Source organism: Campylobacter sp. CFSAN093229, from assembly GCF_011068225.1.
Taxonomy (GTDB): domain Bacteria; phylum Campylobacterota; class Campylobacteria; order Campylobacterales; family Campylobacteraceae; genus Campylobacter_D; species Campylobacter_D jejuni.
Genome location: NZ_JAAMXB010000005.1, coordinates 203,727 through 217,477, shown reverse-complemented (window position 1 = coordinate 217,477; position 13,751 = coordinate 203,727). Strand labels below are relative to the sequence as shown.

General features: G+C 29.9%; 14 protein-coding genes. 13 read left to right on the top strand and 1 reads right to left on the bottom strand.

Going from position 1 to position 13,751, the window contains the following annotated elements:
• Nucleotides 1–157: 157 nt before the first annotated feature.
• A complete protein-coding gene (gene metK / locus FBE93_RS03140; protein ID WP_002866117.1) occupies nt 158–1,354 on the bottom strand; it encodes a methionine adenosyltransferase in 1,197 nt (398 codons plus the stop codon).
• 139 nt (nt 1,355–1,493) lie between these two features.
• Here metK and sstT point away from each other — a divergent pair, with 139 nt between their 5' ends.
• The 13 genes from sstT to aat are packed head-to-tail and all read left to right on the top strand — an operon-like array spanning nt 1,494 to nt 13,742.
• A complete protein-coding gene (sstT, locus tag FBE93_RS03135) occupies nt 1,494–2,717 on the top strand; it encodes a serine/threonine transporter SstT (RefSeq protein ID WP_002932741.1) in 1,224 nt (407 codons plus the stop codon).
• A 9-nt stretch (nt 2,718–2,726) separates the two neighbouring features.
• A complete protein-coding gene (locus tag FBE93_RS03130; RefSeq protein WP_002855708.1) occupies nt 2,727–3,614 on the top strand; it encodes an aspartate carbamoyltransferase catalytic subunit in 888 nt (295 codons plus the stop codon).
• A 3-nt stretch (nt 3,615–3,617) separates the two neighbouring features.
• The gene (locus FBE93_RS03125) at nt 3,618–5,339 is read left to right on the top strand and encodes a M3 family oligoendopeptidase (RefSeq protein ID WP_002932737.1); all 1,722 of its coding nucleotides are present in this window, start codon (nt 3,618–3,620) and stop codon (nt 5,337–5,339) included.
• Complete coding sequence (locus FBE93_RS03120) at nt 5,333–5,770, top strand: hypothetical protein (RefSeq protein ID WP_002861821.1); 438 nt, start codon at nt 5,333–5,335, stop codon at nt 5,768–5,770. Before FBE93_RS03125 ends, FBE93_RS03120 begins: the two co-directional genes overlap by 7 nt.
• On the top strand, nt 5,767–7,842 hold the full coding sequence (locus tag FBE93_RS03115) for a 3'-5' exonuclease (RefSeq protein ID WP_002932734.1): 2,076 nt from the start codon (nt 5,767–5,769) through the stop codon (nt 7,840–7,842). The genes FBE93_RS03120 and FBE93_RS03115 overlap by 4 nt, the downstream gene beginning before the upstream one ends.
• The gene (gene truB / locus FBE93_RS03110; protein ID WP_165434169.1) at nt 7,839–8,657 is read left to right on the top strand and encodes a tRNA pseudouridine(55) synthase TruB; all 819 of its coding nucleotides are present in this window, start codon (nt 7,839–7,841) and stop codon (nt 8,655–8,657) included. Before FBE93_RS03115 ends, truB begins: the two co-directional genes overlap by 4 nt.
• Nucleotides 8,651–8,878 (top strand): carbon storage regulator CsrA, encoded by a 228-nt coding sequence (csrA, locus tag FBE93_RS03105; protein WP_002852854.1) that lies wholly within the window; start codon nt 8,651–8,653, stop codon nt 8,876–8,878. Before truB ends, csrA begins: the two co-directional genes overlap by 7 nt.
• Complete coding sequence (locus tag FBE93_RS03100) at nt 8,875–9,642, top strand: 4-(cytidine 5'-diphospho)-2-C-methyl-D-erythritol kinase (protein WP_002932731.1); 768 nt, start codon at nt 8,875–8,877, stop codon at nt 9,640–9,642. The genes csrA and FBE93_RS03100 overlap by 4 nt, the downstream gene beginning before the upstream one ends.
• Nucleotides 9,639–10,091, top strand: a complete 453-nt coding sequence (gene smpB, locus FBE93_RS03095; RefSeq protein WP_002852861.1) for an SsrA-binding protein SmpB — start codon at nt 9,639–9,641, stop codon at nt 10,089–10,091. The genes FBE93_RS03100 and smpB overlap by 4 nt, the downstream gene beginning before the upstream one ends.
• 10 nt (nt 10,092–10,101) lie before the next feature.
• Nucleotides 10,102–10,704: a TlpA disulfide reductase family protein gene (locus FBE93_RS03090; RefSeq protein WP_002856169.1), complete on the top strand. Its 603-nt coding sequence runs from the start codon at nt 10,102–10,104 to the stop codon at nt 10,702–10,704.
• Nucleotides 10,704–10,994: an ATP-dependent Clp protease adaptor ClpS gene (locus tag FBE93_RS03085; protein WP_002856038.1), complete on the top strand. Its 291-nt coding sequence runs from the start codon at nt 10,704–10,706 to the stop codon at nt 10,992–10,994. Before FBE93_RS03090 ends, FBE93_RS03085 begins: the two co-directional genes overlap by 1 nt.
• On the top strand, nt 10,991–13,120 hold the full coding sequence (locus FBE93_RS03080; RefSeq protein WP_002932722.1) for an AAA family ATPase: 2,130 nt from the start codon (nt 10,991–10,993) through the stop codon (nt 13,118–13,120). Before FBE93_RS03085 ends, FBE93_RS03080 begins: the two co-directional genes overlap by 4 nt.
• The gene (gene aat, locus FBE93_RS03075; protein ID WP_002932715.1) at nt 13,095–13,742 is read left to right on the top strand and encodes a leucyl/phenylalanyl-tRNA--protein transferase; all 648 of its coding nucleotides are present in this window, start codon (nt 13,095–13,097) and stop codon (nt 13,740–13,742) included. Before FBE93_RS03080 ends, aat begins: the two co-directional genes overlap by 26 nt.
• Nucleotides 13,743–13,751 lie beyond the last annotated feature (9 nt).

Genomic DNA, 13,751 nt, shown 5'->3' with positions numbered 1-13,751 from the left:
TTTTACCCCAAAGCTAAATTAATTTAGCTTCCTTCCTAACTTTTATATTTATGGGGGATATTGAAAAATATCCCTCTAAGTCAAAAATTAATATAACCTCATTAATTCTTTATAATTATACAAGCCTTATTTAAGCTTGTATAATATTGTCAATTTTTTAAAGTAGCTTTTTAAACTGTTCTAGAGCATCAAGTTTTTCCCAAGGATAGTCCTTTTGTCCTACTTGCCCACGAGCTGCTACATCCGCATAAAGAAAAGTTTCTTTACTTGGTTTATCCAGATGAAATTTATCACGAATCCAATTTGGTGTTAAAGAGAAATTTTGCATAACAAAATCACTTAAAACATCGTCATTTACACTAGTATTTGTGCCCATACAATCCACGCTTACCGAAGTAGGTTTTGCAACACCTATAGCATAGCTAAGTTGAACAATACATTTTTTAGCAAGCCCTGCTGCAACTATGTTTTTAGCTAGCCATCTACCTGCATAAAGCCCACTTCTATCAACCTTAGTATAATCTTTGCTCGATTGTGCGCCACCACCTATTGGAGAATAACCTCCAAAACTATCTACTATAAGCTTTCTTCCTGTTAAACCACTATCATGCAAAGAAGAATGATTAACATATTTACCGGTTGGATTAATTAAAATTCTAGTTTTATTAGGATCAAAAAGTTCTTTTGGTAAATTACTATCTAAGATAAGTTTCATCACCAAAGATCTTAAATCTTCTATTTTCATACTTTCAACACAAGGTGCAGAAACTACTATAGTATGGATACTTTGCGGTTCGCAATTTTCAAAATTCGCCTTAGTACCATAATCAATAGTTACTTGAGTTTTAATATCTACTCCAAGTTCATGTGGATTTGCTTTTGCATAAGCATAAACTCTATCACATAGCATTCTTGCATAACTAATAGCTGCTGGCATGTATTCTTCAGCTTCGCAACTTGCAAAACCAAACATAATACCTTGATCACCTGCTCCTGTTTCGCCATCTTCTTGATCGACACCTTGATTGATATCAGGGCTTTGTTCATTTAAAAACACCATAACATCAACTTCATCAGGATGCAAACACTGCTCTTTACTAAAATGCCCTGCTCCGTCATAACCAATGTTTTTTAAAACATCTTTAACTAAATTATCGTAATCAGCTTTACTAAGCTTGTGATTTGACTTAACTTCGCCTCCTATCACAACCTTATTTCCTGCGACAAAAACCTCACTCGCCACCCTTGAATTTTTGTCATTTTTCAAGAGTATATCCACTATCGTATCAGCGATTATATCAGCGCACTTGTCTGGATGACCTGCACTTACGACTTCTGAAGTGAATAGATACATAAAAAGTCCTTTCATTTAAAATGAACCACAATTATATCCAAATAAACTTATCAAAGCTTGATAAATTAAAAATTTACTAAAATTAAGCAAAAGTTAGTTAAAATCAACTTCTGATATAAAAAATATTTAAAAGGTTTTTATGTTTTCTAAAATCATTCAAAGCTACGCTAAAGGCAACCTCATAGTTCAAATTTGTATAGGTATAGTACTAGGAATGCTTATAGGCATTAGTTCTAAAGAAATATCTGAAATTGCAAATTTACTCGGAATACTTTTTACAAGTGCCTTAAAAGCTATCGCTCCTATGCTTGTTTTTATTTTAATTTTAACCTCAATTTGCACTAAAGATTTTTCTCAAAGTGGTGCTAAGATCAAAAATATTATTATTTTGTATATAGTAGGCACCTTTCTTGCTTCAGCTTGTGCGGTTCTTGCTAATTTTTTCTTCCCTGTAAAGCTTGTTTTAGATGGAGTTCAAACCGCTATAAACTCATCTCCAACCCACATGAGTGAGATTTTCAAAGATCTTTTATTTAAAATTGTCGATAATCCTATAAATGCTCTTTCAAGTGGAAATTATTTAGGAATTTTAACTTGGGCAATAGCTGGAGGTATAGCATTAAAACACTGTTCTAACGAAGCAAAACAAGTTTTTATAGATATCAATGAAGGGGTTTTAAAAATTGTTGAATTTATAGTAAAACTTGCTCCTTTTGGAATTTTTGGACTTGTAGCTAATTCTGTAGCACAAACAGGAGCGCAAGGTTTACTAAGTTATGCAAAACTTTTAATTTTACTTGTAACTACTATGCTTTTTGTTACTTTTGTTATCAATGCCTTAATAGTCTTTTTTTATACAAGAAAAAATCCTTTTCCTTTGATTTTTATCTGCTTAAGGCACAGTGCATTTTTTGCTTTTTTTACAAGAAGTTCGGCAGCAAATATTCCTGTAAATATGGCACTTTGCGCCAAACTTGGCATAGATAAAGAATTTTATGGCATTTCTATACCTTTAGGAGCTACTATCAACATGGCAGGAGCGGCAGTTACTATAGCTATTTTAAGTCTTACTGCAGCCAATACCGTTGGTATAGAAATCAATCTTTTACAAGCCTTTTTATTAAGCATTATTGCTACCTTTGCAGCTTGTGGGGCTAGCGGAGTTGCGGGCGGATCTTTACTGCTTATACCTTTGGCTTGTTCTTTATTTAATATAGACTATGATATTGCTATGAAGGTAGTTGCCATAGGTTTTATTATAGGGGTTATTCAAGATAGTGTTGAAACTGCTTTAAATAGTTCTACAGATGTTCTTTTTACAGCAATTTGTTCTAAAAATGAATTAAATTACAATATCAAATAAGGTAAAAACATGCGTCATCTCATCACTACAAAGGATTTTAATAAAGTCGAAATTATGGAGCTTTTTAAAGAAGCAAGTGATTTCTTAGATGAAAAACCTAGAACTTTTCTTAAAGGAAAAAGTATCACGACAATTTTTTTTGAAAACTCTACACGCACCCTTTCATCTTTTGAAAGCGCTGCAAGAAGATTAGGTGCTAGGGTTTTACGCCTTGATGTTTCAAGATCAAGCTCTAGCAAAGGAGAAACTCTTTATGATACTGCTGCTAATTTAGATGCCATGAGTCCTAATGCTATTGTTGTAAGACACGCAAACTCAGGAGTTCCTTTAATATTAGCAAAGCATATGCATTGTCCAGTTGTTAATGGAGGAGATGGAAAACACGCCCATCCTACCCAAGCTTTGCTAGATTTATTTACTATTTATAATCATTTTCAAGGCGATGTCGAAGGTAAAAAAATTTGCATCGTAGGTGATATTAAAAATTCCCGCGTTGCAGCGTCCAATATAGAACTTTTAAGCAGATTTAATCTTGATATTACCCTAGTAGCTCCACCACATTTTATGCCTAATACCCATCTTAAAAAACATTATAAGCTTGATGAGAATATCATAGCAAATTCAGATATCATCATGAGTCTTAGAACACAAACAGAAAGACATAATAAAACCGTTTATGCTTCACTTAAAGACTATGCAAATGATTTTTGCATTCAAAAAAGCTTAGTAAAAGATAAAAAGCTTATTTTACTACATCCAGGCCCTGTAAATCGCAATATTGACATAAGCGATGAAATGATGAGCGATGAAAGGACTTTAGTTTTAAAACAAGTTAAAAATGGAGTGGCTATTAGAATGGCTGTTCTTAAAAAACTCATACTAGAAAATGAAGGATAAAAAATGTTAGAATGGGATTTAAGTGCTTTATTTCACAATAAAGAAGCATTGCAAAATTTTACACAAGATCAAATCCAACAAAGTTTAAATTTCAAAAAAAACTATGAAAATAAACTTTATACATTAAATGCTAATGAGTTTTTGCAAGCTTTAAAAGATTATGAAAATTTAAATCAAGCTCTTGGTAAAATCATGACTTATGCTTATTTACTTTTTGCTAAAAACACTCACAATGGTTCTTTTTATGCACAATACGAAGAAGAATGCAAAAAAATAGAAGAAAATTTACTCTTTTTCGAGCTTGAATTTTGCGAGTTAGCTCCTGAGAAAAGTCGAGAATTTACAACTTTTTGTAAAGATTATGATTTTTATCTTTCTAATTTATTGCAAAACAAACGCTATAATCTTAGCAAAAACGAAGAACGCATTATGCTTTATCTTTCAAATACAGGTGCAAATGCTTTTAGTAGACTTTTTGATGAAAGTATGAGTGCTTTAAAAATCCCTTTTGAAGGTAAAAAACTTAGCGAAGAAAAAATTCTAAGCAAAATGTATGATGAAGATAGAAAGATACGCAAAAAAGCTGCTAAAAAATTCAGTAAAGTTTTACAAAAAAATAGCAGACTTTTAAGTTTTATTATCAATATGATAAAAACAGAAAGAAAAAATATAAGCTTATTAAGAGGTTATGAAAATGCTGAAATTTCAAGACATATCAGTAATCAAATTTCACAAAAAAGCGTTGATTCTTTGATAGCAAGCGCACAAAAACATTTTAACTTAGTATCGCAATTTTACAAAAGAAAAAAACAAATTTTAGGCTATGATGAGCTTAAAGACTACGACAGATATGCACCCATAGGAAAAGAAGCAAGTTTTGATTTTAAAACAAGTAAAAATATTGTTTTAGAGGCATTTCAAGCTTTTTCTCCGCAATTTTATGATATAGCAAAAAATGCTTTTAATCAAGGCTGGATTGATGTTTATCCACAAGAAAATAAACAAGGGGGTGCTTTTTCACATTCTGCAACTTCTGATGCACATCCTTTTGTTTTATTAAACTACACCGATAAAAGGCGTGATCTTTTTACACTTGCACATGAATTAGGACACACCATCCATCAAAAACTTTCTTATAATGTAAGCTATTTAAATCAAAACACGCCTTTAACCACCGCAGAAACAGCTTCAGTTTTTGCTGAAATGCTCGTATTTGATTTTATTAAAGATAAGTTAAAAAAAGAAGAACTCCTATCTTTATATGCAAATAAAATCGAAGATATTTTTGCAACTTTTTATAGACAAATTAATTTTACTTGTTTTGAAAGACGCTTACATGCTCAAGAAAATGAACTTAGCACCGAAGAAATCAATAAAATTTGGATGGAAGAATCTCAAAAGATGTTTCAAGACAGCGTAAAACTTACAAAAAATTATGCTTCTTGGTGGAGTTATATTCCTCATTTTATCCATTCTCCTTTTTACTGCTATGCTTATGCTTATGCACAACTTTTAGTTTTAGCTCTTTATGGACTTTACAAAAGTAAAAAATGTGAAAATTTTAAAGAACTTTATATCAAAATGCTTTCTTTAGGTGGAAGCGTGAGTCCAAAAGAATTAGTAGGAATGTTTGGCTTTGATATAGAAGATGAAAATTTTTGGGAAATAGGCATAAAAGAAATTCAAAAACTCATCAATGAATTTATGGAGTTACAATCATGCTAGAAACAATCTTAAAAAATGAAAATTTTATCCATACCATGCAAAAGCATTGCTATGAAGTTATTTCACACCTTATAGAAGAAAATATAGAATTTTCCATAGTTGCAAATACAAATTTCATAGATTTTAACCCTGAACTTCCCAAAGAGCTTGATGTTAAACAAAATCCTTATGCTCTTTTTGCTCTTGGAGGATACACCTTTGAATCCATACAACTAAATAAAGATTTCATTCAATTTCACGCAGGTTTTGGAAATGATGATTTTGATAGTTTTGTAAAGGTTGATTTAGGAGCTATCACGCAAATTCAAATAGAAAATAGCATTTTATTTGTTAATTTTAGCCTTTATAAACGCGAAGATAGTAAAAATTTACAAAAATCTAAAAATATATTTTTAAATAATCCAAAAAATAAAGATATTTTCAAAAAATGAATCTATTTGAAGATTTAAATGATAGTCAAAAACAAGCGGTAAGTCACATTGATGGAGCTATGCTTATCCTAGCGGGTGCAGGTAGTGGAAAAACCAAAACTATCACCACTCGTCTTACTTATCTTATCGGTGAAGTAGGCATCCCCTCGCATAACACTCTTACTCTTACTTTTACAAATAAAGCAGCTAGTGTTATGCGTCATAGAGCATTAAATTTTCTACAAGGCAATCACAATCCTTTGCTTTGCACCTTTCATAAATTTGGACTTTTATTTTTAAAACTCCATTTTGAAAGATTGGAGCGTAAAAATAGTTTTATTGTTATCGATACAGATGATACAAAAAAAATAATTAAAGACTTAATCCATGATAAAAACAAAGATAATGTCTATGATATTATCAAATACATATCTTATTGCAAAAATGAAGGCAAAAGAGTAAGCAATGTCTTTGAAGATTTAAATTTACTAAAAGAACATAATTTTGAAAAATATCAAAATGAATACAAATTTGCCAACTATTACCGTGCTTATGAAGAATACTTATTAAAGCAAAATTTTGTAGATTTTGATGATCTTTTATTGCTAAGCAATCTCATTTTAGAAAATGATATAAATTTTGCCAAAGAACAAAGCTTACTTTATAATTACATTACAGTTGATGAGTATCAAGATACTAATACCTTGCAATATAAAATTCTAAAAAATCTATGTTGTATGCATGAAAATATCACAGTTGTTGGTGATGATGATCAAAGTATTTATAGTTGGCGTGGAGCAAAAATTGAAAATATTTTAAATTTTCAAAACGATTTTAAAAATGTTAAACTTGTAAAACTTGAACAAAACTATCGTTCAGTAGGGACTATTTTACAAGCAGCAAATAATCTCATATCTCACAATGAGCAACGACTTGGAAAAACTTTAATCTGCACTAAAGATACTGGGGAAAATATTAAAATATTAAAAAACGAAAACGAAAAAGATGAAGGTTTATATATCGCTCAAGAAGTAAAAAAATTGCTAAATTCTGGAGTAGAAGCTAAAGAGATCGCCGTTTTATTTCGAGTTAATGCACTATCAAGAGCAATAGAAGAAGCATTTATGAAGGAAAAAATTTCTTATAAACTGCTTAGCGGTATGCGTTTTTATGAGAGATTAGAAATAAAAGATTTAATCTCGTATCTTAGACTTATCTTAAATCCAAACGATGATTTGTCATTTAGGCGTATTATTAATCGCCCTAAAAGATCCATAGGAGAAAAAGCCTTAAAAAATTTAGAAGAATATGCAAAAAAACGTCAAATTTCACTTTTTGATGCCTTATGTGAAAGCGATGGCGGTGTAGGAATTTTAACAACAAAAAAAGCACAAAATGAAGCAAATATTTTTATACAAAATATTCACACTCTAAAAAGCTACGATAATGCAAAAAAAGTTTTTGACAATATAGAAGAATTATTTAAAATCAAAGATTATTTTTCAGAACAAGATGATGGAGATGAAAGAATCAGAAATCTTGATGAGTTTTATGCCAATCTAAGAGAAAAACTCAAAGAAGATCCCGAAGCTTCTTTAGAAGATCTACTTAGTGAAATTTCTTTATTAAGTGATCAAGATAATTTAGATGAAGAATGTGTTTGTTTGATGAGTATTCATGCTAGCAAAGGTTTGGAATTTGATTATGTTTTTATAATAGGCTTTGATGAAGGATTTTTTCCTTTAAATAGCGAAGAAAATCTCGAAGAAGAACGCCGTCTTGCTTATGTTGCCATCACTCGCGCCAAGAAATTTCTCACAATAAGTGTTGCAAATTCTCGTTTTTATCATGGTTCAAGAGCAAATATCAATCCTAGTCGCTTCTTAGAAGAAAGTAAATTAATCAATGAAAAATCAAAAAATCAAAATATACAAAAAACTAGTTTTTGCAAAGGAGATCTAGTTAAACATAAAATTTTTGGCATTGGCAGGGTTGTTGAAGTTAATAAAAGCGGAAAAGAGGAAAAGCTTAATATTAATTTTGGTGGCATAATGCGTGTAATCATGGCAAGCTTTGTGGAAAAAGCAGTATGAACAAGATCTTTGCAGCCTTTAAACCAAGGGGTTTGAGTTCTAATGCCTTTTTAGGCACTTTAAAGAAAAAATATAAAAATAAAAAAGCAGGATATTCTGGCACTCTTGATCCTTTCGCCAAAGGGGTTTTAATCGTTGCATTTGGACAATATACAAAACTTTTCCGTTTTTTAAAAAAAACTCCAAAAACCTATAAAGCTACTTTATGGCTTGGAGTTTACTCCTTAAGTCTTGATGATCAAAATATAAAAGAAATTAAAAATATAAAAGAATTTGACTTTGCAAATTTACAACAAATCATTGATCAAATGCAAGGAATTATCTCCTATACACCACCGCAATTTAGCGCCAAAAGAATCAATGGAACTCGCGCCTATGAACTTGCAAAAAAAGGTATAGAAGCAAATTTAAAACCTTGCCAAATGGAAGTATTTGATTGCAAGATTTTAAGCTATAATCATCCTTTTTTAAATATCGAAATCACAGTCAGTGAAGGTGCTTATATAAGATCTTATTGTGAACTTTTTGCTAGAAAACTAGGTATTAATGCGACTTTAAGCTCTTTAGAGCGCATTAAAGAAGGCAAATTTGTTTATAATAATGAGAAAAGCTTAAATGTGTTAAAATACATTAACCTAAAGCCAAATTTTATCAAGGATTTAAATAAACTCGAAAATGGTGCTAAAATTTTTGTCGAAGAATTAGAATTTCATGATGAAGGAGATTATTATATTGAAACAGAAAAATATTTTAGCATAATTAATATTAAAGAAAATACAGTAAAATATCTTCTAAATAAGGTTGAAAAATGTTAATATTATCAAGAAAAGAAAATGAAAGTATAATTATCGGAGAAGGTATAGAAATCAAAGTCGTTCAAACAGGGAAAGGATATGCCAAAATAGGTATAGAAGCTCCAAAATCCCTTATGATACTTAGAAAAGAACTTGTTCAACAAGTAAAGGATGAAAATTTGCATTCTGTTGTTCAGAATGATATTAAACTTGATGACTTAAGCAAAAAACTAATCAAATGAAAGCTTACGCTAAAGCAAATATTTTTTTAAAACTTACCGGTTTTGACTCAAGAAAATATCATCTTTTAGAATCACGATTTATACTTTTAAAAGATCTTTTTGATGAGCTTGAGCTTATTGATAAAGAATCAGATTCTAAAAAAGAATTTGAAATCATTAGTAATTTTAAATGCGAAAATAATATTATTCAAAAGGCTTATTTGCTACTTTCTAAAAGATATAATAACGAATTAAAAGAATTATTTAGTAAAAAAAGCCTAAAACTCACAAAAAATATCCCAGTATGTGCTGGACTTGGCGGTGGAAGTAGCGATTGTGCGAGTTTTTTACTGCTAATGAATGAAACCCTAAATTTAAAATTAAACCTACAAGAACTTATAAATTTAAGCATGCAACTAGGAAGTGATATTGCCTTTTTTTTAAGTGGCTTTCACTCTGCTGATGTAAGTGGCTGTGGTGAAATTATAAAAGAATTTGAAGATGACATACCTAATTTAAAATGGACTTTTCCACAAATATCTTGCCAAACTAAAGCTGTTTATGATGAATTTGATAGAGGAATATTTGACTTTCAAAAAAACAATAATCAAGCGCAAATCTACAAAAAACTCAGCACAAAAGAGTTGTTACAAAATTTTAAAAACAAAGAATTAAATGATTTATTTACTCCTTGTGCAACTTTATATCCTAAAATGAAGTCTTACTTACAAGAAGATTTTTTTCTAAGCGGTAGCGGTAGTAGTGTTTTTAAGGTTGATCGATGAAAATTATTGCGAGAAATAAAAAAGCTTTATTTGATTATAGCATCATAGAACGCTTTGAAGCCGGAATTGTCCTTAAAGGAAGTGAAGTTGTAGCCTTAAGAGCAGGAAGAGCAAATCTTAAAGACTCTTTTGTTCGCATTATAAAAAATGAGATTTTTTTACTTAATTCTCATATTTCATTGCTTCATACTACACATTCTTTCTATAAACACGAAGAAAGAGGTGCTAGAAAGCTTTTAATGCATAGAAAGCAAATTGATAAATTATTAGGTAAAGTAAGTATAGAAGGATATACTATCGTTGCATTAGATCTTTATTTTAACACAAAAAATAAAGTAAAAGCTACCCTTGCTTTAGCTAAAGGGAAAAATTTGCACGACAAGCGTGAAACTTTAAAGAAAAAGCAAGCCGATTTAGAAGCTAGAGCTGCTATGAAAAATTATAAATAAAGGAAATTAAATGAAAAAAATTTTAACCCTATTTTTAATAAGTTTAGCATTTTTTCTTAATGCTTGCTCCAAAGAAGAAGAAATTCAAAATGATTTCATGTTTGAAGAGTATCACAAAGGAGATAAAATAGTCTTAAATAGTGTAAATGGTGGAAGCAAAACTTTAATAAGAACAGATAAAGGTTTTGTGGTAGAAGGAGAGGAAGGAAAAGTTCTAATGTTTGATTTTTTTGGCACTTTTTGCACCCCATGCAAAGAAGAAGCTTTAGATCTTAGCAAACTTTGGAAAAATAATTCTAGCAAATTTATCATTATAGGACTTACACATTTTGAAGATGTTAGCGATGAAACAGTTAAAAAATTCGCGGATGATTATGGTGCTTACTATTTTCTAAGCAATGGCGGTTCTAATGATCGTATTATTGCTCAAATTTTAAAAGATATAGACTATCAAAATATGGAGCAACTTCCTTTTAAAGTTGTTTTAAAAAATGGAATTTATCAAAAAATAAGCGATTACTGGAATAATAATGCTCCAACAAATTTTTATCTTGGCAAAATTCCAACAGAACTCATGCAAGAAGATTTAAATAAAATCTACAAAGGAAAATAATGCCAAAAACCCAGACTCTAGAGCAGACAAAACTTAGTGAACCAAAAATGTATAAAGTTATACTCTTAAATGATGATGTAACAACCATGGATTTTGTCATAGAAATTTTGATGAATATTTTTCATCAAAACCTTGAAAAAGCAAGTCAAACAATGTTAGAAATTCATCACAATGGTTCTGGAATTTGTGGCATTTACACTCAAGAAATAGCTCTTTCAAAACAAAAAAAAGTTATAGATGCGGCTAAACTTGCTAATTTTCCGCTACAAGCAAAGGTAGAAGAAGAATGAAATACCAAGAAAATTTACAAAAATATCTTGATAGTGCCAAAAATCTAAGCTTAATAAACCACCATGAATTTGTTACCTGTGAGCATGTACTGTTTGCATTACTAAAACTAAGCACTGATTTTAAGGATATATTTAAAGAATTTTCAGATGGAGATCTTGAACTTCTAGAAACTGAATTAAAAAATTACATTTCTCAAAACAATCAAGTTATTAAACAAGAAATAGAACCTACAATATCTATTGTTTTAGATGAAATCTTACTTTCATCTAAAAATAAAAATAATGAAATTAAAATTATAGATTTTTTAGAAAAGCTCATACAGGATTCAAGAAGTTATTCTAGCTATCTCTTAAAAAAACACAACATAAATCTTACCAAAATTCAAGAACTTCAAAATCATGGAAATATACAAAATTTAAGCAACCACACAAGTGATTTAACACTTTTAGCTCAAAACGGCAAGATTGATCCTTTAATAGGAAGAAAATTTGAACTTGAAAGAATGATGCAAATTCTTTCACGTCGCAAGAAAAATAATCCTATTTTAGTAGGAGAAGCAGGAGTTGGCAAAACAGCCATTGTAGAAGGATTAGCATTGGCTATTGCGGAAAAAAAGGTGCCTAAAAACTTACAAAATGCAAAAATTTTTAGTCTTGATATGGCTAGTATACTTGCGGGAACAAAATACCGTGGAGATTTTGAGAAACGAATTAAAGAAATTTTAAATGAACTTGAGAAAATACCGAATGCTATTTTATTTATTGATGAAATTCACACTATAGTAGGAGCTGGAAGCACAGGAGAATCTCATGCTGATTTTTCCAATCTTTTGAAACCGGCTCTAAGCAATGGAACTTTAAAATGCATAGGTGCAACAACTTTTATGGAATATAAAAATACTTTTGATAAAAATAAACCCCTAAGTCGCCGTTTTGCTAAAATAAATGTAGATGAACCAAGCCAAGAAGAAAGCTTGCAAATTCTGAAAGGATTAAAAAACAAATATGAAGAATTTCATCATATAAAATTAAACGATGAAATTCTTCAATATGCTGTAATTTGGGGTAAAAAATTTTTTAATGATAAATTTTTACCTGATTGTGCTATAGATCTGATCGATGAACTTGGTGCTTCTTTTGCTTTAAATCCAAAAGCTAGAAAAAATGCCAATTTAAAAGATTTAGAAAATGTTTTAGCAAAAATGACCCACCATCACAAAATGTTTGAATTCGATCAAAATAAAGCTTTAATGAATTTAAAAACAAATTTAAAAGCAAAAATTTTTGGCCAAGATGAAGTTATAGATAGCCTTGTTTCATCACTTAAGCAAAGTTTCGCAGGATTTAAAAATTCCAATACACCACGCGGAGTGTTTTTGTTTACTGGATCAAGTGGAGTTGGAAAAACAGAACTTTGCAAAGCTTTAGCTGAATTTTTAGGTTTAAATTTAGAACGCTTTGATATGAGTGAATATGCAGAAAAACATGCTATAAGTAAACTAATAGGATCTCCAGCTGGATATATAGGTTTTGAAGAGGGTGGACTTTTAAGCAATGCTATTCGCAAAAATCCTTTCAGTCTTGTTCTTTTTGACGAAATAGAAAAGGCTCATCCTGATTTAAGCAATACCTTTTTACAGATTTTTGACAATGCCGAGCTCACCGACAATAGCGGTCTTAAAGTAGATTTTAAAAATACAATCATTATTATGACATCTAATCTAGGACTTAAAGAAAGCAATGAGCTTGGTTTTTTAAGTAAAAATGAAGAAAAAAGTAATCGTGCTATCAAAGACTTTTTTGCTCCAGAATTTATTAATCGCATTGATAAAATTTTACATTTTAATGATTTAAACGATGCTATACTTGTTAAAATTATCGAAAAAGAACTTGATGAAATTTCTAAAAATTTAAATAATATAAAATTATCAGCGGATGATAAAGCTAAAATTTATTTAGCTAAAAAAGCCTATAATAAAGAATTTGGAGTAAGGCTTTTAAAACGCATAATTTCTGAGGAGATAGGAGAAAAAATCAGTGATGAAATTTTATTCGGAAAGCTTAAAAAAGGCGGTATAGCTAAAATCAAACTTGGTAAAAATGGAAAGCTCGAATTTATATTCTAAATTACTCAATGCACCTAAAAATGCTCCTGTATTTTTAAGTCAAAATTTAGAAGCTGATTTTATTGTAAAAGCTTATACTTTTGGTCTATTCCCATGGACAAGTAAACCTGTAACTTGGTGGTGTCCAGATCCTAGATGCATTTTAATTCCAAATCAAATTCACATCCAAAAAAATATGAAAAAATTTATTAATCTCTATCAAATTAAACTTGATTATGATTTTTTAAAATTAATTACATTATGTCGCGATACACGCTCTCAAAGCTGGATAGATGATGAATTTATTACCACTTATTATAAGTTATTTACCCAAGGCTATGCGCATAGCCTTGAACTTTATGAAAATAATGAACTTATAGGTGGAATTTATGGTTTAATTTTAGGCAAGGTTTTCTTTGGTGAAAGTATGGTAAGCATTAAAAAAAATGCATCTAAAGTTGCCATGATTAAACTTTGTGATTTATTAAAACCTTATGATTTTATCATAGATTGTCAAGTTTATAACCAACATTTAGAATTCATGGGTGCTCATAATATTTCTAGGAAAGAATTTTTAAATATTTTAAAAGAAAAATGCAATCAAGAAAGTGGTTTTAAAAATTTTAAAGATTTAATGACTTAAAAAATAAGC